The sequence below is a fragment of the Saccharopolyspora galaxeae genome, assembly GCF_016526145.1.
In the GTDB taxonomy this organism is placed as follows: Bacteria; Actinomycetota; Actinomycetes; order Mycobacteriales; family Pseudonocardiaceae; genus Saccharopolyspora_C; species Saccharopolyspora_C galaxeae.
Genome location: NZ_JADDUE010000005.1, coordinates 180325 through 201001, shown reverse-complemented (window position 1 = coordinate 201001; position 20677 = coordinate 180325). Strand labels below are relative to the sequence as shown.

Genomic DNA, 20677 nt, shown 5'->3' with positions numbered 1-20677 from the left:
GACGACTGAGACGGAAGCTGCGCGATATGGCGCGCTGGACTCTGCCGGCCGCTGTTGATGTTCTGACCAGGCACGATGTGCCGGATTGTGACGAAAACAACAGGGCTCGACAGCCCATGGAATCGGCTGATTGTGCACACACTGTAGGTAGTGCTGCGTTGCTGGACCGCAGTGCAAGCGGGTGCCGGCTCGGTCACCGTCGGGGGGTTCCCGGGCCGGCACCCGCCCCTCTCCCGGCCGGGCCTGCAGGCCCGGCGGTCCGAGCGATCACTCCTGCAGGACCCCCACCGCGCATTCGAGCATCAGGGCGTGCACGAACGCCTGCGGCAGGTTGCCGCGCAGTTGCCGCTGGCGCACGTCGTACTCCTCGGAGAACAGCCCGGGCGGCCCGCACGCCGCACGGTTGCGTTCGAAGCGGCGCAGCGCCCAAGCGCGGTGCCCTTGCCGCCGCTCGGCCAGGGCCAGCACGAACCCGCACATCAGGAACGCGCCCTCGTCGGTGCCCAACGGGTCGGGAGACTGCGGGAACCGGTACACGTAGCCGTCCCGGGCCAACGTCGCGCGCACCGCATCGACCGTGTCGCCGGTGCGCGGATCGTCGGCGGGAAGGGCGCCGCGGATGAGCGGCAGCAGCAGTGCCGCGTCCGGTTCGCTCAGATCCGCGCTGCGCTGCCAATGACCGCGGCGGTGCAGGCAGCGCCGCGCGGTCTCGGCCATGATCGCGTCGGCCAGTTCGAGCATGTCCCGCGAATCCCGGGCGCTGGGCGCGGCCCGGCACGCACCGCGCAAACCGGCCACGCAGGCCAGCCGCGAGTGCGTCCACCAGCGTTCGTCGAGTTCCCACACGCCCGCTTCCGGTTCGCGCCAGTGCTTTCCGATCGCGTCCGTGGCCACCCGCACGGCGCGGCGCCCGTCGGCGTCCAGGCGCTCGTGCTGCTCGGCGGCCGCGAGCAGTTGCAGCACCTCGCCGTAGGAGTCGAGCTGGAACTGCCGGGTGGCGCGGTTGCCGCTGACCACGGTTTGCCCGCCCGGATATCCCGGCAGGTCCAGGCGCCGCTCGTCCGGGACCGGGCCGCCGTCGATGGTGTAGGCGGGGCGCAGTGCGTCGGCGTCTTCGAGCACGCGCGCGGTGAGGAACGCCGTGGCGTCATCGAGCACGGGCGCACCGCCTGCGGCCGCTGCGGCGATGCCCGCGTAGCACTGGTCGCGGACCCAGGAGAAGCGGTAGTCGTAGTTGCGTCCTTCTTCGGCCCGTTCCGGCAGGGACGTGGTGGCGGCGGCGACCATCCCGCCGCCGGGAGCGGTCAGCCCGCGCAGCACGGCGTAGGCGTGGGTCGCGTCCGGAACTCCGGCCGCCTCGGCGAGATCCGGGACGCTGTCCCGCCAGGCCGTTTCGGTCGTGCGCCAGGCCGCGACGGGGTCCGGCGGGGAGCCGGGCGATCCGCGGCACAGCTCCAGCACGATGTCCCGGTGCTCTCCGGCGGGGACTTCGAGTTCGCAGCGCAGCACGCCGTACCGGTCCGGGACAGCTTCGGCGGCTCCGCTCCAGCGCAGCGCCAGGTCTCCGCTGCGCCCGGACCACCGGCCGCTGGCGTCCTGCGACAGCTCGCGCATGGCGTGTTCGCCGAAGCCGGCCCGCACATCGAGCTCGACGCGCACCCGCGCGGTACGAGCGGCCGCCTCGATCCGCCGCAGCAACACGACTCGTTCGGGATTCCCCGGGTACGCCAACGCTTCCCGGCATTCGACCACTGTCGACGTGGTCATCCACCGGTTCCGCCAGATCAACGTCCGGGGCTCGTACGAACCGCCCCACACGCAGGGTTCGACCGGGTTGATCGCGTAGACCCCGGCGCCGCCGAGCAATGCCGAGAAAACCGCGCTGTCGTGCCACTTCGGTGCGCACATCCAGGCGATGTCGCCGCGCGGCCCGCACAACGCACCGCGGTACCCGTCCGCCAGCACAGAGTACTCCCGCAGGACGTGCGGGGGAAAGCGGTGCCAGTCGGCGCTCAACGCCGGGACCTCGCCAACACGGCACCGGCACCGGCCAGCACGGCACCACCGAGCGCCAAGAGCGCCTGGTTGCGCGCGACCCACCACTGTGGACTTCGGGAGTGCGCAGTTCCGTCGAACGCGCCGTGTGCGCCGAAATCCCGTCCCTCGGCGTCTGCCGGCTCGAAGAGGTTGTCGGCTCTTGCGGAATCGTCCACATCGGAGTTCTGCTGGGACGAGAAACCGGTGCGCGCCAGGTAGCGGTCCAGCAGGCCGGGCGCCACCGAGTTGGCGAGCAGGGTACCGACGGTGCTACCGCCCACCCAGTACTCCCGGCGCCGTGGCCGGTCGGCCGCGCGCAGCACCGCGTCGGCGGCCAGTTCGGGCTGGTAGATCGGCGGCACCGGCTGCGGGTGGTGCGGCAGTTTGGACCGCGCCCACGAGAACTGGGGCGTGTTCAAGCCGGGAAGCTGCACCATGGTCACCTGCACGCCGCTGCGTTCGTGCAGCAGCTCGCAGCGCAGCGACTCGTGGAAGCCCTGGATCGCATGCTTGGCTCCACAGTAGACGGTTTGCAGCGGGACGCCGCGATATGCCAGCGCCGAACCGACCTGGACCACGACACCGCGGTCCCGCGGCCGCATCCGGCGCAGTGCGGCCATGGTGCCGTGCACGAAGCCGAGGTAGGTGACCTGCGTGGCGCGGGCGTACTCTTCCGGGCTCAGCTCGTCGAAAGTGCCGAAGACCGTGCTGAACGCGGCGTTGATCCACACGTCGATCGGACCGAGGTTCGCCTCGGCCTCGCCGGCGGCCCGGTCGAGCTGGTCGTGCTCGGCCACGTCGACCGGCCGCGGCAACGCGGTCCCGCCCAGTTCGCGCACTTCGTCGGCAGCGGCCGCGAGCCCGCCCGCTCCGCGCGCGAACAACGCGATCCGGGCTCCCCGCCGCGCGTAGGCGCGGGCCACGGCCCGTCCCACGCCGGCGCTGGCACCGGTCACCACGACGACTTCGCTCGCTGGCATGGTCCTCCTTCTCGCCGACGCAGGACCTCGCCACAGCGGACTACCCGCAGCACGGCGGAAAAACTCCTTCGGCCGCAGCGGAGACGTTTTCCTGCGCGGGCAAGCGGGGTAAAGCCGGACGGTCGGAAGCCGATATGGAGGCCGTCGTGGCGCCGAGTGTCGATCGCGTGGACGTGCACGCCTTCCGGATTCCCACCGACGGGCCGGACGGGCAGGAATCGGACGGGACGCTCGTGTGGAGCTCCACGACGGTCGTGCTGGTGCAAGCGCACGGCGGCGGGCGCTCCGGCATCGGCTACACCTACGGAGACGTGTCCGTCGCGACCTTCATCCGATCCCAGCTCGCCGACGTCGTGCTCGGGCAGGACGCGCTGTCCCCGGCCGCGGCCTGGGAACGGATGAACGCGGCGATCCGCAACGCCGGCCGAAGCGGCGCCGGTGCGATGGCGGTGGCCGCCGTCGACATCGCGCTGTGGGATCTCAAAGCGCGGCTGCTCGACGCACCGCTTTTCCTGGTGTTGCCCGCTTTTCACGACGAGATCCCCGTCTACGGCAGCGGCGGGTTCACCAACTACTCCACCGAGCGGCTGGTCGACCAGCTCACCGGGTGGGTCGAGCAGGGCATCGGCAGCGTCAAGCTGAAAACATCCCGCGATCCCGAGCGAGACCCGCAGCGGCTTTCGGCCGTGCGCGACGCGCTGGGCGAAGACGTGGGTTTGTTCGCTGACGCGAATGGCGCGCTGAGCCGCAAGCAGGCGGTGCACTGGGCGCACCGGTTCCGCGCGGAGTGGGGCGTGGCGTGGTTCGAGGAACCGGTGAGTTCCGCCGACCGCGAAGGACTGCGGTTGGTGCGCGACCTCGGGCCTCCGGGGATGGATGTCGCCGCGGGCGAATACGGGTTCGTTCTGGGAGATTTCGCCGATCTGCTCGATGCGGGGGCCGTCGACTGCCTGCAGGCGGACGTCACGCGCTGCGGCGGAATCACCGGGCTGCTGGAAGTCGCGGGCGCGGCCGCGAGCCACCACGTCGACATCTCCGCGCACTGCGCCCCGGCGGTATCGGCGCACGCTTTCTGCGCCGTGCGGCGGATGCGGCACCTGGAGTACTTCCACGACCACACCCGCATCGAGGCACTACTGTTCGACGGCATGCTCGACCCGTCCGGTGGTGCGCTGTGCCCGGATCGCAGCCGCAGCGGGCTCGGGTTGCAGGTTCGATGGGCCGATGCGGACAGGTACCGCACCGGCGGCACCGCAGCGTCCCGCTGATCGTCCCGCGAAGCACGGAAACCGCTGCCGCACCGGGAGAAAACCGATGACGAGCGTGGCGATTGCAGTACGTACGGGGCGCTCGCACGCTGAAGCGGAACCGCCGCAGACGACGAAAGTCCGATCACCATGGCCCGGACCGCGATTTCATCCGCTGCTGGGCTCACCGCCAGTCACGAGCTGATGACGAACGCGGACGGCGGAATTCGTTGCGACAGTCCGCAGGAGATCGGCAACGCCTGGGACGAGGTGCTCGCCGCCGACCGCCTGGTGGTGCGGGAGTCGTGTGGACAAGGATGTTCCACCGGCGGAGGACGCCAGTGACTACCGTCCACAACGGACTCTCGACGCGCGGCGGAAGGCGCTCACTCGTACAGCACGTAGTCCGGTGCGGGCTGAAGCCCCAGCACTTCCGGGGGCGTCATGAGCGGCCCGCTGCGGGTGTCCTCCTGGAAGAACAGCTTGATCCCGGTGGCGACGTGCGGCGGTTTCGTCGTCACCAGCTTGTCCCACGCCTGCTTCTTCAGCTCCGGCGAGCCGATCCCGTCCATCGACTTGACCAGCGCGAGCTCCGGGTGCGGCGCCAAATCCTGCTCGTCGCGCACCACCGATGGCGACAACTGGTGGTAGATCAGCGGTTTCTGCGGCAGCGAGTGCTCCCGCGCGATCGCGGCGACGTGGTCGGCCACCGCGTTGAGCTCGCCGCCGGTGGTCGTGCCGAACACGTCACCGGGCGTTTCGTCCGGGCCGACCGCCCACTCCGGGTCGAGCGCGAGACCCACGTCCGGTTCGGCGAGCCAGCGGTCGTAGTGCCGCACCTCGTCGAGGAAATCCGCGCGACCGGGCTGGATTCCCAGCAGCAGCACCGCGCCGTGCCTGCGGGCCGCGGCGAGGTGCTCGTCGATGGTGGAGTCCGAGGACCGCGCGCGGTACTGCCCGTCCTGGCCGGGGCTGGACGTGGCGCGGGTGGCGATCAGCTCGAAGACCGGCAGCGGCCGCTTGTTCTGCGTGTAATCCTGCGCCTGCCGGTCGATCTGCTGACCGGCCGCGTCCAGATCGCCGTGCAGTGGCCCGAGCGCGGCGCTGCCCGGCGCTCCGGAGAAGCCGACCATCCGGTGCTCGGGCAGCACGGTGCGGCCGCCTCCGGGTAGTTCCGGCTCCGGTGGCGGTGGCCGCAGCGCCGGTGCGGGCGGTGGTTCGGCGGGCGGTGCAGGGGGTGTTGCGCCGCACGCGGCCAGCGGTGCGGTGAGCGCGAGCACCCATGAAGCGGCCACGTTGCGCGCGTGCGCGGTCACTCTCGGATCACATTCCTTCCCGGGTCGGCGGGCTCGCTGATCGACGAGCCGCCAGGGGAGCTTCCACGAGCCGTGGGGATGCTAAACCCGCCCGGGGCAAGCCTTTTCAGCGCGTGCTCGGGCGAAGCCGGACCGGAAAGTCCGAAATGGACTTCGAGTGCGGTTCAGGTCGCGTCGTCGCGGGGCAAGTCGGAGGATTCGCAGGCTGCCAGTGCTCGGCGGGGAGTCGGCCATCCCTCCGGCGCAGTCCGGCGGCTCCCGATACGCACCGTGCGCAATGGAGCACCGTGCGAATGCCGGGAGTTCAGAGGTCGTCGGCTTGCTGGACGGCGGATTCGGTGCGCAGCGCGGCGATCCGTTCGGCGGACATGCCCAGCTCGTCGGCGAGCACCTGGGCGGTGTGCTGGCCGAGAATCGGTGCGGCCTCCGCCGATTCGTACGCTCCGCCGAACCGCATGGGAGAGCCCGGCGCCAAGTGCGGCCCGATTCCGGGCTGGTCCAGCGTCGACATCAGCGGATTCGCGCCGCCGGGGCTGCGCAGCGCGTCCACGGTCGCGGCGAAGCTGCGATAAGGCGCCCACAGCAACGAAGTCCCGGCCAGCGCCGCACGTGCCTGCTCGCTCGTCCGCGAGTCGAACCAGCGCTGGAACAACCCCGCCAGGGCTTCGCGGTACTCGTACCGCTCGGCCTCGGCGGAGAAATCCGCGCCCAGCGCACCTTCCAGCGCGGACACCGCTTCGGACATGCCGGTCAGCGACACCAGGTCCCGCCAATGCCGTCCGGTGAGCGCCACCACCATGAACCGGCCGCCGTCCGAACAGCGGAAGTCCCTGCCGAACGTGCCGTAGATGTGGTTGCCGATCGGTTCCCGCGAGGTGCCGTTGAGCTCCGCTTCGCCCAGGAACCCGAGGTTGCCCGCCATCGCCAGCGCGATGTCCGCGAGCGCGAGCCGCACTCCGGTGCCCTGCCCGGTGCGTTCGCGCTCGCGAGCCGCCGAACTCACCGCGAGGGCGGCGTAGAGCCCGCAGCTGATGTCCCAGGCGGGTAGCACGTGGTTCACCGGCCGGTCGCCATCGCCGGTGGCGAGCGGGAATCCGGACTCGGCGTTGACCGTGTAGTCCACTGCGGACGATCCGTCGCTGCGGCCTTCGATCAGCACGTGGATCAGGTCCGGGCACACCTCGGACAGCCTCTCGTGCGAGAGCCAGTCGCGGCCCGCCGAGTTCGTGAGCACGACTCCGCTGCCCGCGGGGAACGCGGCGACGAGGTCGCGCACCACCTGCCTGCCCGCGTCCGAGCGCAGGTCGGCGACCACGGAGCGCTTGCCCTTGTTCAGCCCGGCCCAGTAGATGCTCGTGCCGGTATCGGCCAGCGGCCAGCGGTGCCGGTCGGCGGCCCCGCCGCGCGGATCGACCCGGATCACGTCCGCGCCCAGCTGCGCCAGCGTCATCCCGCCCAGCGGCGCGGCGACGAACGACGAGATCTCGACGACGCGCAGACCGGACAGCGGGCCGGTGGCAGGCGGCACGGCGGACCTCCAGGTTGGTGCGGCCATTGCGCGACCGTTTGCGCTGGTCGGGCAGCGTCCGCAGATCGGTGCTGCGGAACGGGAACGGCGTTGCGACAGGCGGCGATCAGCGTTCGTCGAGTTCGTCCGAATGGTATTTGGCCGTACAATACGTCGGCGGATCGGCGGAGGGAACCCCCGAGCCGCCACCTGGTGCTCGTGAGTCCATAGTGGACTGAGCGTGCTGCGCGATGTCGCCGCACCAGCGGACTTTGACGCCGAGGGCGTTGCAGTGGTTCGGTGAAAGCGTTCGCCGGTGTGCGGCGGACGGGGAGGCGTTCATGACATCCGAACCGGTGCGCACCGCCGCGTCCTCCGGTGCCGATCGGTCGCACGGGAGCGTCGGGGCCTACGAGGATTTCACCGTCGGCCGCCGCTTCGAAGCAGGTCCGCGCGAGGTCACCGAGCACGACCTGACCGCCTTCGCCGCCATCAGCGGTGATCAGCACCCCCTGCACCACGACGCCGAATTCGCCGCGCGCACGCGCTTCGGGAAACCGGTGCTGCACGGCCCGTTCGGCATCGCGGTGTTCTTCGGCATGTTCCACGATCTCGGCCTGGTCCCGGACTCCGAGGTCGCGCTGCTGGACACGAACTGGCGCTACCTGCGCCCGATCTTCCCCGGTGACGCGCTGCGCATGACGATGACGATCATCCGCTGCCACCGCACCGGAGATGGTTCGCGAGGCGTGGTCGACCGGCACGTGCGGCTGCTCAACCAGGACGACGAGACGGTGCAGGAAGGGACCACCGCGTTCCTGGTCCCGGCCCGCGGCACCGGCCCCGACCCGGCGGGTCGCAGGTTCGGCACGGTGGCTTGGGCCGAAGCGCTCACCGAACGGCTCGACGAACGGTTCGCCTCCGCGGTCGCCACCTGGGACGGCGCGATCGGGCTGCGCAGCGGCGACGACGAGGTGCAGCTGCGGATCTACCGGGGCCGGGTGCTGGAAGCCGCGACGCGCACTCCGCACGGGCCCGCGTTCACCCTCGCGGCATCGCCGCTGGTGTGGACCGAGCTGGTCACCGCGCAGCGCAACGACTTCATGCAGCGCGCCATGAACGGTGATTTCCAGGTCTCCGGCAACGCCTACGAGTACCTGCGGTTGACCAAGGCGCTGCAGCTGATCGCCGAGGCGGCCCGCGGGGCCGGTCAGGAGCAGCGATGATCGAGGCCCGCTACGTCGAGGCGGCAGGCACCCTCGCGTTCACCGAGCTGGCCGGTTCCGGCCCGGTCGTGCTGTGCCTGCACACCGCTGGGCAGAGCGGTGTGCAGTGGCGGCGCACCACGGCCGCGCTGGCCGCTGCGGGCTACCGCGTAGTCGTCCCCGACCTGCCGGGTCACGGCAGGTCGGAGCCCGCCGCGAACGGGCCGGTCCGCGACCTCGCCGAGTACGCCCGGTTCTGCCTGGACCTGCTGGACCGGCTCGGGCTGGCCGATCCGCTGGTGGTCGGCTGCTCGATCGGCGGCAAGATCGCGTTGCAGATCGCGGCGCTGTCCGGTGACGTGCGCGGCGTGGTCGCGATGGCCGCCGAAGCCGGGCGCGGGCGGGTGAAGGTCTCGGGCCTGGAACGCGAGCTGGAGGACATCGCCGCACCGAGCCGCACCGACCGCACCCATCTCGGCACGCTGGCCGTGGTCGGTTCCGGAGTCGATCCGGCACGTGCCGAGCTGATCGCCACCATGCACCGGCGCGAGGACCCGGCGGTGTCGAACTCGGACCTCATCGGCTGGGGCACGCACGACGTGCGCGCCGAACTGGGCTCGATCCGCTGCCCCGTGCACCTCGTGGCGGGCGAGGACGACCTCTGGATCAAGCCCGACGCGGTCCGCGCGGCCGCGGGCGAGCTGCCGGACGGCCGATTCACGCTGCTGCCCGGCGTCGGCCACTACCCGATGGAGGAGCTGCCGGACTTCGCGCGGACCTTGACCGGCTGGCTCGCCGAGCTCGCGGAGGTGCGGGCATGAGCACCTTGCGCCGCCTGCTCAACGACCTCGTCGAGGCCGACCCGGACGCGCCGATCGCGCTGGACCGCGTCGAGGACGGATTCCGTGCGGTCTCCCGCGCGCAGCTGCACGCGCGGGCGCGCGCGGTGCAGGCTCGGCTGGCCGCGGCCGGGGTCGGTCCGGGTGACTGCGTGGCGGTGTGGCTGCCGAACTGGTCGGACGCGTTGAGCTGGCAATTCGGCGCCGCCGCGCGCGGTGCGCACGTCATCGGCCTCAACACCCGCTACAACGTCGAGGAAGTCGGCCACGTGCTGAACCGGGCGCGGCCCCGCGTCGTGGCCGTCGCCGCCGGGTTCCACGGGCTCGACCTGATCGGCGTGCTCGGCGAAGCGGTGCGGACCGCGCAGGTCCCGGCACCGTTCGTCGTCCCGGTCAGCGGTCCCGGGAAGTCCGAGCCGGATGCGGGCGCGTTCGATCTCGGCGGGGGAGCGGCGGTGGTCGCCCCGCTCGCGCAGCCTGCCGAGCGCGACGGCACGGGCCTGGCCGAAGGCGACGGTGCGGTCCTGGCCGAGCGCGACGGTCAGGAATCGGCGGACCGCGACGGCTCGGACCTGGCGGTCGCGTTCACCACCTCCGGATCCACCGGGCTGCCGAAACTCGCCGCGCACCGCGAAGATGCCGTGGTGGCGCACGCCCGCGCCGACGCTGCGGCGCTCGGGCTCGGCGAAGGCGACGTGGCCGCTTGCGTGCTCCCGCTGTCCGGGGTTTTCGGTTTCTGCGCCGCGCTGGCCGCGGTCGCGGGCGGAGCGGCGTGCCTGCTGGAACCGGTCTTCGACCCGGCCGCGACCGTCGCCGCGATGGCCGAGCAGCGCGCGACCCACCTGGTCGGCGGCGACGACATGGCCGGGCGGCTGCTGGACGCGTGGCGCGAGCGGCCGGTGGAGTTGCCCGCGTTGCGCTGGCTCGGGTTGGCCGATTTCCTCGGCCGCAGCGCGGAAGTCGCCGCCTGGGCCGCCGAATTCGGGGCGAGCACCACCGGCGTCTACGGCTCGTCCGAGGTGTTCGCGCTTGCGCTGCTGTGGCCGGAGTCGACTCCCGTGCCGCGCCGGTGGTCCGGCGGCGGACTGCCGGTCTCGCCGCAGATCCGGGTGCGCACCGCCGACCCGCACGACGACCGGCCGGTGGCCGACGGTGAGCAGGGCGAGCTCCAGTTCGCCGGGCCGACCGTCGTGGACGCCTACCTCGGCGGGGGCGACGCCGGGGCGCGCACCGCGGACGGCTGGTTCCGCACCGGCGACCTCGCGGTTCGCAGCGAAGACGGCGGCATCGAATACGTCTGCCGGATGGGTGACGTGCTGCGGTTGAGCGGTTTCCTCGTCGCGCCCGCCGAGATCGAGCACCGGCTGGCCGCGCACGAAGCGGTCAGCACCGCCAAGGTCGTAGGCGCGCGGACCGGGAACGGCGTGCGGGCCGTCGCCTTCGTCGTGCTCACCGAGCCCGCCGCGGCCACTCCGGCCGAGCTGCGGGAATGGTGCTCGGCGACGCTGGCGAAGTTCAAGGTGCCCGCCCGGGTGCACATCATCGACGAGATGCCCACGACCTCGGGCACCAACGGGGCCAAGATCCGCGCCGCCCAGCTGCGCGAGTGGGCCGAGAACTACCAGGAGGACGCTGATGGCTGATGTCGTGATCTGCGAACCGCTGCGCACCCCGGTCGGCGGCTTCGGCGGGTCGCTGGCGGAGGTCCCGCCGCACACCCTCGCCGCCACCACGATCCGGGCGCTGCTGGAACGCACCGGGCTGCCCGCGGACTCGATCGACGACGTCCTGCTGGGCCACTGCTACCCGACGATGGACGCTCCGGCGATCGGCCGGGTCGCCGCGTTGGACGCCGGGTTGCCGGTGACGGTGCCGGGCGCGCAGGTGGACCGGCGCTGCGGATCCGGGCTGCAGGCGGTGCTCAACGCCGCGATGCAGGTGGGCAGCGGCGCGTCCGAACTGGTGCTGGCCGGCGGTGCCGAATCGATGTCGAACGCGCCGCACTACTCCACCTCGATGCGCCGCCCGCAGAAGGGCGGGCCGGGTGTGATGCTGCACGACTCGCTGGCCAAGGGCCGGGTCACCGCGGGCGGCGAGAACCACCCGGTGCCGGGCGGGATGCTGGAGACGGCCGAGAACCTGCGCCGCGACTACTCCATCGCACGCGAGGAGCAGGACGAACTCGCCGCCCGCTCGCACCGGCGCGCCGCCGCGGCGTGGGAGGCGGGCCGATTCGCCGACGAGGTCGTGCCGGTCACCGTTCCCGGCCGCAAGCAGGACACCGTCGTCGAGCGGGACGAGCACATCCGCCCGGACTCGACGCCGGAGGTCTTGGCGAAGCTGCGCCCGGTCATGGGCAAGCAGGACTCGGCGGCCACCGTCACCGCGGGCAACGCGTCCGGGCAGAACGACGGTGCGGCGATCTGCGTGGTGACCACGCCGCAGAGGGCCGCGCAGCTGGGGCTGCGGCCGCTGGCGAAGCTGGTCTCGTGGGGGATCGGCGGGGTACCGCCGGCGACGATGGGCATCGGGCCGGTGCCCGCGGTCGCCAACGCGCTGGACCGGGCCGGGGTGGCGCTGTCCGAGGTCGACCTGATCGAGCTGAACGAGGCGTTCGCCGCGCAGGTGCTCGCGTGCCTGCGGGAGTGGCGGCTCACCGACGCGGACCTGGATCGGGTCAACGTCAACGGTTCCGGGGTCTCTCTCGGGCATCCGGTGGGAGCCACCGGCGGGCGGATCCTGGCGACGCTGCTGCGCGAGATGCAGCGCCGCGAGGTCCGCTACGGCCTGGAGACGATGTGCATCGGCGGCGGCCAAGGACTTGCGGCCCTGTTCGAGCGGGTCGGTGAAGCGTAGCGCCTCCGGAAAACCTCGCAACAGCGGCGAAAGCGCAACTTCCGTCCACTGAGTACGGACGCTCGCGCGTCTCTCGCGGCAGCCCGCGCTCGTATGTTTTCCCCCGTCACAACAGGAACATTCGGCAAGAACCGGGCGCGCGGGCGGGTTTACCGTGAACCGGCCAGCTACGCGAAACCAGCGGGCGGGCCGCCCGCCCGCCCGCGGATCGCCACGGGGGTTCGCGCCATGTCCAAGCCGCACAACGGAAAAGCCGGCACCGTTCGCAGAACGCTGGGCGTGCTGCTCGGCGTGCTCGCGCTGACGGCCACCATCAGCTCCGGCGCTGCCGCGGCCACTCCACCGGACCCGCACCACTCCGACGCACCGCCGAGGCTGGTGCCGGTCCGGATGGTCGACTACGCGCTGCTGCAACCGGAATTCCTCCCGCCGGGCCGCTACACGTTCCGCGCCTACAACGCGGGGATCGCGCCGCATTCCCTGCAGATCTACGGACCCGGCGTGCTCAACGCCCGCACCCCGACGGTGCAGTCCGGCCGCTTCGCCGACCTGACCGTGACCCTGCAGCGCGGCACCTACGACTTCTGGTGCCCGATCGGCAACCACCGCCAGGTCGGGATGCAGCTCTACGTCAAGGTGGGATGAGCTCGCCCGGCGTCTTAGCGGGCGTCCGAGTACCAGCTCGTCAATGCTGGACGAGATCCCGCAAGTCTGTTCATCGCCGGAAGTTACTTCGTGTCAACGCCTTTCGTTGCGGCGGGCGAGCCAGTGGCGGGCTCGGGTGGTGAGTTCGTTCTGCTCCAGCCAGCAGGCGGGGGCGGGGAAGGTGGCGAGCACGTCGGCTGCGGTTTCCCGGCCGTTGTGGCGGCCGGTCAGTACGGTGATGCAACCGTCGCCGCGGCCCCAGCGGAACGTCAGATCAGTCGCGGGGTCGTGGTGCCAGATGCACGGCAGGCCGTACGCCCGCGGTGTCGTCGGAGTTCCCATCGCGGGTGTGTTCCGACCGGCCATGCTCGCCTCCTCGCGGGAGGCGGGCCGGTTCGTACTGCCGGATCGGCCCGCCTTGCAGTCTGATCGCGAGACAGTAGCACGTGAGTGATGTGCCGCTAGCTTGCACATAAAGGATCCCCGGCGCTCGACGCGCCGGGGATTCCGGATGGGCTCGAACTGCGGTCAGTCCCGGAAGCGGTCGTCCTTCACCGCGTTCGTGAAGGCGATGAACTGGCGGCCGCTCAGCGCGAGGATCGGCGAGTCGTCACCGAGCTTGGAATCACGGATCGCCGCACCCTGTGGCGCGGGCGAGGTCTCCACGCACTGCTCGGACGGGGCGCTGCGCGAAGATTTCTTCCATGTGTAGGTCACAGTCGTCTCCTTCAGGCATCGGTCTCGTACCGCGACCGGAGTGTAGCCAGATATGAACGACTTTCAGCTGCGCCCAAGGCAGCCTGCTGGAACTGCCCGAAGAGCCGATTCAGCTCACCCGTCTGTTCGGAGCCGTCCACGATGTGACCCGCCAGCGGTGAATCGACGAACGCGACGTCGCCGTGCTGCGGGAACCGGAGCACCGAGAAGCCGCATTGCAGCGTCGTATGGTCGGCTGCGTTCAGCGGCAACAGATGGATGCGGATGTTCTCCCGCTTCGACATGGCGATCAAGTGATCGACCTGTTCGGCCATGACCCGTTCGCTGCCCATGGTGCGGAGGAACGCTTCCTCTGCGATCACCACGTGCAGGACGAGCGGGTCGTCCTCGTCGAGCCGTTCCTGCCGTCGCGCGCGGGCATCGACGTGGTTCTCGACGACCAGCGGACTCAACGGCGTCCGGGCCGTTCGGTGTAGTGCGCGGGAGTATTCGCGGGTTTGCAGCAGTCCCGGGATCATGGTGATCTCGAAGTTGAAGGCCTCGACCGCGTCCGCCTCGAAGCCGACGTACGGCTCGAACGTCGACGGCAGCTTGTGCAGCGTCCACCAGCCGCTCTTGTTGCTGTCCGCGCGCATCTGCTCGACGTGCAGTCGTTCTTCGTCGTCCACGCCGTAGGCGTCGAGCAGCTGCTCCAGCTTCTCCTTGCTGGGCCGGGACCGCGCCATTTCCCAGTGGCCGATCGCACTGCGATGAATGCCCAGATGCTTGGCCACCTGCTGCTGATCGACGCCGGCCTTCTCCCGGAACTCGCGGAGGAGGCGCGCAAGCCTCAACTGTCGAGCGTTCGCCATGTCCGGCCCTACCTCTTCCATCCGTTCGAGTGATCGCGCAATCCGACCTGCGGCTAGTAGCGTGCTAGCAATCGCAATCCAGCGATGGTCAGTGTAGATCACTACGGAACGTACCGAGAAAGAGCTGTGCGTGAGCAACCGGGTCACTGTCGCGTTCGGAAGAAGCGCGGAGCAGCAGGTCGACGCCGACACCGCAAGTGTCCTGTGTGGACAGTGCACGCGTGGGTCGATCGGTGTTGCGGAACGGCGGTGCGCAACGTGTGCGAGGGCGAAGAAATCATGCTCCATGGCGAGGATTTCGCACGGCCCGGTGCCGCCGCACCCGTCGAGCCGCGCGCTTGGGCCACCGGACCGCGAGACGCGGAATGGCATTGTGTCGTCCGGTGTGCTTTCGGATCCCTGCGATGCCTCTGCGGCCACTACGTGCGCGGTCCCGTTCATCTGCGGCGTACCGAGCCCGCGGCGGGCGAACTGGGCCGCTCGCTGTGCGCGGCGGCCGAAGCCGAGCTAGCGCGCGAAAACCCGGGCGACCCGCGGCCCGGCCGAACGCGGACGCCCTGAACGGCGGTGCCCTGAACGGGACGCCCGGAACGGTGGCGCCCGGAACGTCAGCGCCCTGAACATCAGCGCGCTGCCGCGGCCGAATTCACGTCGACGCGAAGCCCCACCTCGACTCCGCCTCACCCCCGGAGGCGGTGACCCGCGCGGCGGTATCCCCGACCCCGCGCGGACCGACCGGCCGGTGCCTGCACTCCGATCCCTCCCCCAAGGGCACCGGCCGGTCACCCCTAGCCGGAACCCGCGCGGACTCAAGGAGTGAACGGACCGTTGGTCCCAATAGATTGGGCGAAAGTTCCGTTCACTCCAAGCGAACCGCTCACTCCACCCGACCGGGGGCTCCGGCGCCCAGGTTCTCCCGCAGCGTCGTGCCGGTGTATTCGGTGCGGAACACACCGCGCTCCTGCAGCAGCGGGACCACGCGGTCCACGACCTCGTCCAGCCCGGACGGGCTGACGTGCGAGCCGAGGATGAAACCGTCCACCGCGTCGGCCTGCACGTAGCGGTCGATCTCGGTGGCGACGTGATCGGGCGTGCCGACGAACACCGCGCGGTCGAAGACCTTCGTGACGACCTCCCGCAGGGACAATCCTTCGGCCTTGCCGAGCGCGCGCCAAGACTCGGCGGTGGCCTGCGGATCCTGCGACAGCGGTGCGCGGCCGCGAATCCACTTGGGAGCTTCCGGCGTCGGATCCACATCCGGCACCGGGCCGTCCGGGTCGAACTCGGACAGGTCCCGGTTCCAGATCGTCTCGGCCAGCACGATCGCGGTGAACGGGTCGACCTGGCGGCTGCGCACATCGGCGTGCCGGTCGCGGGCCTCGGCTGCGGTGTCGCCGAGGATGACGCCCGCCGATGGCAGGATCTTGACCTGCGAAGGCTCCCGGCCCGCCTTGGCGACCCGAGCCTTGACGTCGGCGTAGAACTCGCGCGCCTGGTCGAACTCCTGGTACCGCGAGAAGATCGCATCCGAGTGCCGGGCGGCGAAATCCCGCCCGGCGGGCGACTCCCCGGCCTGCAAGATGACCGGATGACCCTGCGGCGGGCGGGGAGTGGAGAACCGCCCGGCGATGTCGAACTGCTCGCCGCGGAACTCGAAGTCGCCCACGTGCTCGTCGCGCAGGAACCGCCCCGCGTCCCGATCGGCGACGACGGCCTCCGAACCCCACGAGTCCCACAGCCTGCGCACCGCTTCGAGCGTTTCCCCGGCCCGCTCGTAGCGCTGCGAGCGGTGCAGGAACCCGCCGCGCCGGAAGTTCTCCCCGGTGTCGGCGTCGAAGCTGGTCACCACGTTCCACGCGGCCCGGCCGCCGGAGAGCAGGTCCAGCGTGGCGAACTTGCGCGCCAGCTCGTAGGGCTCGTTGAACGTCGAGTTGATGGTGCCCGCGAGTCCGATGTGCTCGGTGATCGCGGCCAGCGAGGACAGCACCGTGAACGTGTCCGGCCGTCCCACCACGTCCTGGTCGAAGACCTGTCCGCCGCGGGTGCGCAACCGCAGCCCCTCGGCCAGGAACAGCAGGTCCAGCTTGCCGCGCTCGGCCGTTTCGGCCCAGTGCGCGTAGGACTCGAAGTCGATGTGGCTGCCGGAAGCCGGATCGCTCCACACCGTGTCGTGGTTGACGCCCGGGAAGTACGCGCCCAGGATGATCTGCTTGCTCATCACGCCACCTCCACGGCGTAGCGGCTGGACTGCCGGGGCAGGCCGAAGCGTTCGCGCAGGTTCTTCGCGCCGTAGCCGGTGCGGAAGCTCCCGCGCCGGTGCAGCTCCGGCACCAGCCGGTCGACGATCGCGTCCAGGTCGATCGGCAGCACCGCGGGGCGCAGGCGGAAACCTTCGATGCCCGCGATTCGCCATTCCTCCAGCAGATCCGCCAGTTGCGGAGCATCGCCGGAGAACACCGCGGCGTCCGAGCGCAACGGCTCACCGGCGAGTTCGTCGAGCCGCGCCAGCCGCCGCCGCGCGGCCGGGGCGTCGGCGTCGAGCGCGACCACCACGTCCGCCAGCACCCGCAGCGGTTCCCCGTCGCGGCCGACCTTTCGCTCCGCCGCGCGCACTTCGGACAGGATTCCCGCGATGTCGGCGGTTTCCTGCGGAGTCACGAACACGACGTCGGCCGAGCGCGCGGCGAACTCGTAGGCGAGTTCGCGGTGCGCGAGCGCGACCACCAGCGGCTGGCCCTGCGGCGGCCGCGGCACGATCCCCGGCCCGCGCACCGAGAAGAACCGGCCGGTGAAGTCGATGTGGTGCAGCTTTTCCCGGTCCAGAAAGCGGTTCGTGGCCGCGTCGCGGATCTCCGCGTCGTCCTCCCAGCTGTCCCAGAGCCGCCGCACCACCTCGACCGCGTCGGCGGCCTCGGCGAACAGGTCCGCAATGGCCTCCTGCACCGCGGGCGAATCGAGCGCCTCGCGGCGGATCGGCGGCAGGCTGCGCCGCCCGAAGTGCGCGGCCTCGTCGGCGCGGGCCGAGGTCTGCACCCGCCAGCCGCCGCGGCCGAGGCTGTCGTGATCGAGCGTGGCGATCGCCGAGGCCACGTGGAACGGCTCGGTGTGCGTGCTCGTCACCGTCGGAACCAGCCCGATCCGCGAGGTCAGCGGCGCGAGGAACGAAGCGATCAGTTGCGCGTCGAGCCTGCCGCGGACCCGGTCGGTGCGCCGGTCACCGGGCTCGAGGTGGTCCTCGGACTGCAAGCCGAGACCGTCCTCGACGGTGACGAAATCGAGCAGCCCGCGCTCCGCGGTGCGGGCCAGCGCGGCCCAATAGGGCGCGGTGAACAGCTTTTCCGGCGTGGCGCTCGGATCGCGCCAAGCCGCCGGGTGCCAGCCCGCGCCGTCCAGCGCGACGGCGAGGTGTGTGCCGGGCATGGGAATTCCTCTCCTGCTTGCGGGAACGTGGCGGTGGCGGGAGTGCCCGGACACCGCGCGCTGATCACCCGCAGCAGGTCGACGTGGCGCCGCCGGACGGCGCGGAAACCCGCGGCCGCGCGCATCGCAGCCTCCCTCCCGGGAAAACGCCATCGTGCCAAGGAAATCGCCAGGTCGGATCACGGTAGGCCGTGCGGCGGGCGCGGTGCCAAGCTTCCCAACCGACGAGACGGCGCCCGAATCACCGAGATACGCGCTGCTCCTCGGGCCGTTCCGGGCGGTCCGATGACGGCCACAGGTAAGGCAGCTCGGGATCGGCGTCGGAGAAGTACCGGCCGTAGTGCTCGGGATCTTTGCGCAGCAGCGCGGATCGATGACTGCGATGCAGCTCGGCCCGGCCGAGCCACGGCGGCAGCTCACCGGCCTCGGCGAGTTCGGCCTGCGTGCGCACCGCATCGCGGCCCGTGGCGACCGCGAAGTCCGCGCGCAGGCTCGGCTCGCAGGTGTCACCGCGGCCACCGGCCTGCCACACCCCGCACACCACGAGCCCGTAGCAGGTCAGCGCTTCTTCGTAGCCGCACCACATCAGCACCGCCGGGTGCCGTCGCCAGCCGTAGCCGGAGACGGTCAAGGCGCGCAGCACCTGCAACGCCTCCACCCGCTGCTTGCCGAGCCTGCGCCGGTCGAGCACCCGCGCGCTCGCCGCGAAGTCCGAGTAAGGCAGGAAAGTCTGCACGGCTGCGCGCTACTTCAGCGCGCTGCCCTGCTGCCACTGCTGCCAGTCCATCGACCAGTCGCCGTAGCGGTCCCACACCGGCAGCTCCGGCCCGCCGGAATTGGTCACCTCGACCACGTCGCCGTACCCGAAGTTGCGGAAGAACCATCGGGCGTTCTCGCCGTTGAGGTTGATACAGCCGTGCGAGACGTTCGAGCTGCCCTGGCTGCCCACGCTCGCCGGGTTCTCGTGCACGAACTCGCCGCTGTTGGAGACCCGCACCGACCAGCGCTCGCGCATCCGGTAATAGTCCGGATCGCTCTTGTCGCACACCCCGTAGGTGCACGAGTCCATGATCATGCTTTCGCGCTTCTCCGAGACGACGTGCGTGCCCGCGTGCGTCGGCGAGGACTTCTTGCCCATCGAGATCGGCATCGTGTTGATCAGCGCGCCGTTGCGGAAGATCTGCATCTGGTTGGACTTCCCGTCCGCCCTGGCGATCATCGCGTCGTGCACCCGGTAGGTGTGCGCGGTGTCCGAGCCGCCGAGCACGCCGCCGCCCAGATCCGCGCCGTAGACGTTGGCGCTGGCGTGGATCGTGGTTCCCGGCTTCCAGAACTCCTTCGGGCGGTAGTGCACGTTCTCGTCGTCGATCCAGTGCCAGGCTCCCGGCTGGACCGGATCGCTGTGCACCTCCAGCGTCCGTTCGATCGCTGCCTTGTCCTGCACCGGCTTGGTGAACTGGAAGACGATCGGCTGGCCGACGCCGATGCCGTCGTCTCCCACGGCGTCCGGCGACGGGATCAGGTTGGCCTCGAACTTCTCGGCCGGCTCGACGGTGCCGACCGCGCCGCGCTGCTCGGCCGGTTTGCCGTCGGCGCCGCGCGCGTGCGCGAGCACGTCGTAGTGCGCGGCGTAACCGAGCGGTTCGGTGCTGCGCCAGGTCTTCCCGTCCGGGCTGAGTTCGCCGCGCACGGCGCTGCCCTTTTCGGTGTTGGTCACGGTGACGTCGGTGAGCGTGCCGTGGGCGACCCGGACCGTGATCGGAGTCCGCGGGCTGATGGCGGTGGCGTTCGCCGGTTCGATCGTGAGCGCAGGCGCGGGAACCCGCTTCGGCGGTGCGGTGGCACTGCAACCTGCGAGGACCAGCACGCCGATCAGCGCCGCGAGCAGCGGCATGAATCGGGCACGGCGGCGAGGCGACGCGGGAATCGGCATGAGATCCCTCCGACTGGCGCACTGCGATCATTCGATCGGTCGATCAAAGAAATCCGGAAGCGATACTAATCGCGATGTGTGGAGGTTCGCGCAGTGTCGGAACACCGATCGGGGGAACCGGTGATCCCAGTTCGGGAAGCGGGAGGTGCGAAAAGTGATCAGATTCTCCGACCGTTCTGATCGCCCGCAAGATCGCGGTGCGGAATTCGCGGGTGATCATCGAGCCCGTGCGGCGGTAACCTGGCGGTGAACGCGCTGCGGCGCGCACCCGAACCGAAGGTGGACCGAACCCGCACGAGGTGACCGGATGACCGACGACGAGCCCGACGATCGACCGCAGGTGCTCGAACGCAGCCGCACCGGCCTCGGCGAGCTCGTGCTGCGCCGCTGCGGCGCCGAACTGGAACTGATCAGCGGCGGCATGTTCCTGATGGACACCCGCGACGGCCGCTCGGAACGGGCGATGGTCGAGCGGGTGCTCGCGGTCGCGCCGCCCGGGGCGCGCTTGGTCATCGGCGGTCTCGGCTTCGGGTTCTCGTTGGCGGCGGCGGTGGCCTCACCGGTTCCCGCCGAGATCATCGTGGTGGAGATCCACCGCCAGGTCATCGAATGGAACCGCACCTACCTGCCGGAACGCACCGAGCGCAACACCGCCGATCCCCGCGTCCGGATCGTGCACGGCGACATCGCGGCATGGCTCGACCGCGACGACGGGCCGCTGGACGCGGTCTGCCTGGACACCGACAACGGGCCGGAATGGCTCACCACGCCCGAGAACGGCGCGCTCTACGGCCGATCCCGGCTCGCGCGGCTCGGCGAACGCCTCGGCGATCCGGGTGCCGTCGCGTTCTGGAGCGCGAACCGGTCGGCCGCGTTCGAGGCGGCGCTGCGCAACGCCTTCCGGGAGGTCGCGGTGCACGAAACCCCGGTCGCGCGGGGTGAACCGGACGTCGTCTACCTGGCCCGGCACCCCGCGCACCAGGAGTTGTTGAGGAATTGATCTGGGTAGCTGGTCGGGTGGCGGAACCTCAGACGTCTGCTGGCTCCGGGATCTCCTCCTGACGTAGGTCCCCACGCGGCGTCGGAGCTTTCCTCGCCAGAAGACGTCTGAGAACCCGCCGGTG

Annotated in this window: 19 protein-coding genes; 8 read left to right on the top strand and 11 right to left on the bottom strand. The window is 70.8% G+C overall.

Annotated elements, in window-relative coordinates:
• Positions 1-267 precede the first annotated feature (267 nt).
• Positions 268-2016, bottom strand: a complete 1749-nt coding sequence (locus tag INP57_RS13715; protein WP_200070577.1) for a glycoside hydrolase family 15 protein — start codon at positions 2014-2016, stop codon at positions 268-270.
• The gene (locus tag INP57_RS13710; protein ID WP_200070576.1) at positions 2013-3017 is read right to left on the bottom strand and encodes an SDR family oxidoreductase; all 1005 of its coding nucleotides are present in this window, start codon (positions 3015-3017) and stop codon (positions 2013-2015) included. Before INP57_RS13710 ends, INP57_RS13715 begins: the two co-directional genes overlap by 4 nt.
• A 146-nt stretch (positions 3018-3163) precedes the next feature.
• On the opposite strand from INP57_RS13710, the gene INP57_RS13705 reads away from it, so the two are divergent.
• Together INP57_RS13705 and INP57_RS13700 are read left to right on the top strand one after the other, a co-directional pair.
• On the top strand, positions 3164-4285 hold the full coding sequence (locus INP57_RS13705) for an enolase C-terminal domain-like protein (RefSeq protein ID WP_307850061.1): 1122 nt from the start codon (positions 3164-3166) through the stop codon (positions 4283-4285).
• A gap of 183 nt (positions 4286-4468) precedes the next feature.
• Positions 4469-4609 (top strand): hypothetical protein, encoded by a 141-nt coding sequence (locus INP57_RS13700; protein ID WP_200070574.1) that lies wholly within the window; start codon positions 4469-4471, stop codon positions 4607-4609.
• A 41-nt stretch (positions 4610-4650) separates the two neighbouring features.
• Here the strand turns inward: INP57_RS13700 and INP57_RS13695 are convergent, their stop codons facing one another.
• On the bottom strand, positions 4651-5580 hold the full coding sequence (locus INP57_RS13695; protein ID WP_200070573.1) for a hypothetical protein: 930 nt from the start codon (positions 5578-5580) through the stop codon (positions 4651-4653).
• 304 nt (positions 5581-5884) lie between these two features.
• Positions 5885-7135 (bottom strand): CoA transferase, encoded by a 1251-nt coding sequence (locus INP57_RS13690; protein ID WP_200070572.1) that lies wholly within the window; start codon positions 7133-7135, stop codon positions 5885-5887.
• Positions 7136-7428: 293 nt separating this feature from the next.
• Between INP57_RS13690 and INP57_RS13685 the strand changes: the two genes are divergently transcribed.
• The 5 genes from INP57_RS13685 (at position 7429) to INP57_RS13665 (ending at position 12632) form a co-directional block, all read left to right on the top strand.
• Positions 7429-8313 carry a MaoC/PaaZ C-terminal domain-containing protein gene (locus INP57_RS13685; protein ID WP_200070571.1) on the top strand — a complete coding sequence of 295 codons (885 nt, stop codon included), beginning with the start codon at positions 7429-7431 and terminating at the stop codon, positions 8311-8313.
• Positions 8310-9113: an alpha/beta fold hydrolase gene (locus INP57_RS13680; protein WP_233627513.1), complete on the top strand. Its 804-nt coding sequence runs from the start codon at positions 8310-8312 to the stop codon at positions 9111-9113. Before INP57_RS13685 ends, INP57_RS13680 begins: the two co-directional genes overlap by 4 nt.
• Positions 9110-10774 carry an AMP-binding protein gene (locus INP57_RS13675; protein ID WP_200070570.1) on the top strand — a complete coding sequence of 555 codons (1665 nt, stop codon included), beginning with the start codon at positions 9110-9112 and terminating at the stop codon, positions 10772-10774. Before INP57_RS13680 ends, INP57_RS13675 begins: the two co-directional genes overlap by 4 nt.
• Entirely contained in the window at positions 10767-11987 is a 1221-nt protein-coding gene (locus INP57_RS13670; protein ID WP_200070569.1) for an acetyl-CoA C-acetyltransferase, read from the top strand. The genes INP57_RS13675 and INP57_RS13670 overlap by 8 nt, the downstream gene beginning before the upstream one ends.
• A gap of 228 nt (positions 11988-12215) precedes the next feature.
• Positions 12216-12632 (top strand): hypothetical protein, encoded by a 417-nt coding sequence (locus tag INP57_RS13665; protein WP_200070568.1) that lies wholly within the window; start codon positions 12216-12218, stop codon positions 12630-12632.
• A 93-nt stretch (positions 12633-12725) separates the two neighbouring features.
• Here INP57_RS13665 and INP57_RS13660 read toward each other — a convergent pair whose 3' ends face one another.
• The 7 genes from INP57_RS13660 to INP57_RS13630 form a co-directional block, all read right to left on the bottom strand.
• Positions 12726-12998 (bottom strand): hypothetical protein, encoded by a 273-nt coding sequence (locus INP57_RS13660; protein WP_200070567.1) that lies wholly within the window; start codon positions 12996-12998, stop codon positions 12726-12728.
• A gap of 162 nt (positions 12999-13160) precedes the next feature.
• A complete protein-coding gene (locus INP57_RS13655) occupies positions 13161-13349 on the bottom strand; it encodes a DUF397 domain-containing protein (protein ID WP_295147347.1) in 189 nt (62 codons plus the stop codon).
• 11 nt (positions 13350-13360) lie between these two features.
• A complete protein-coding gene (locus INP57_RS13650; RefSeq protein ID WP_200070566.1) occupies positions 13361-14200 on the bottom strand; it encodes a helix-turn-helix domain-containing protein in 840 nt (279 codons plus the stop codon).
• Positions 14201-15077: 877 nt separating this feature from the next.
• A complete protein-coding gene (locus INP57_RS13645; protein ID WP_200070565.1) occupies positions 15078-16418 on the bottom strand; it encodes an NtaA/DmoA family FMN-dependent monooxygenase in 1341 nt (446 codons plus the stop codon).
• A complete protein-coding gene (locus tag INP57_RS13640; RefSeq protein ID WP_200070564.1) occupies positions 16418-17620 on the bottom strand; it encodes an LLM class flavin-dependent oxidoreductase in 1203 nt (400 codons plus the stop codon). The genes INP57_RS13645 and INP57_RS13640 overlap by 1 nt, the downstream gene beginning before the upstream one ends.
• Positions 17621-17861: 241 nt before the next feature.
• Entirely contained in the window at positions 17862-18356 is a 495-nt protein-coding gene (locus INP57_RS13635) for an MSMEG_6728 family protein (protein WP_200070563.1), read from the bottom strand.
• 9 nt (positions 18357-18365) lie between these two features.
• Positions 18366-19553: a L,D-transpeptidase gene (locus INP57_RS13630; protein ID WP_233627512.1), complete on the bottom strand. Its 1188-nt coding sequence runs from the start codon at positions 19551-19553 to the stop codon at positions 18366-18368.
• 307 nt (positions 19554-19860) lie between these two features.
• Here INP57_RS13630 and INP57_RS13625 point away from each other — a divergent pair, with 307 nt between their 5' ends.
• Positions 19861-20553: a spermine/spermidine synthase domain-containing protein gene (locus INP57_RS13625; protein ID WP_200070562.1), complete on the top strand. Its 693-nt coding sequence runs from the start codon at positions 19861-19863 to the stop codon at positions 20551-20553.
• The last annotated feature ends 124 nt before the right edge of the window (positions 20554-20677 follow it).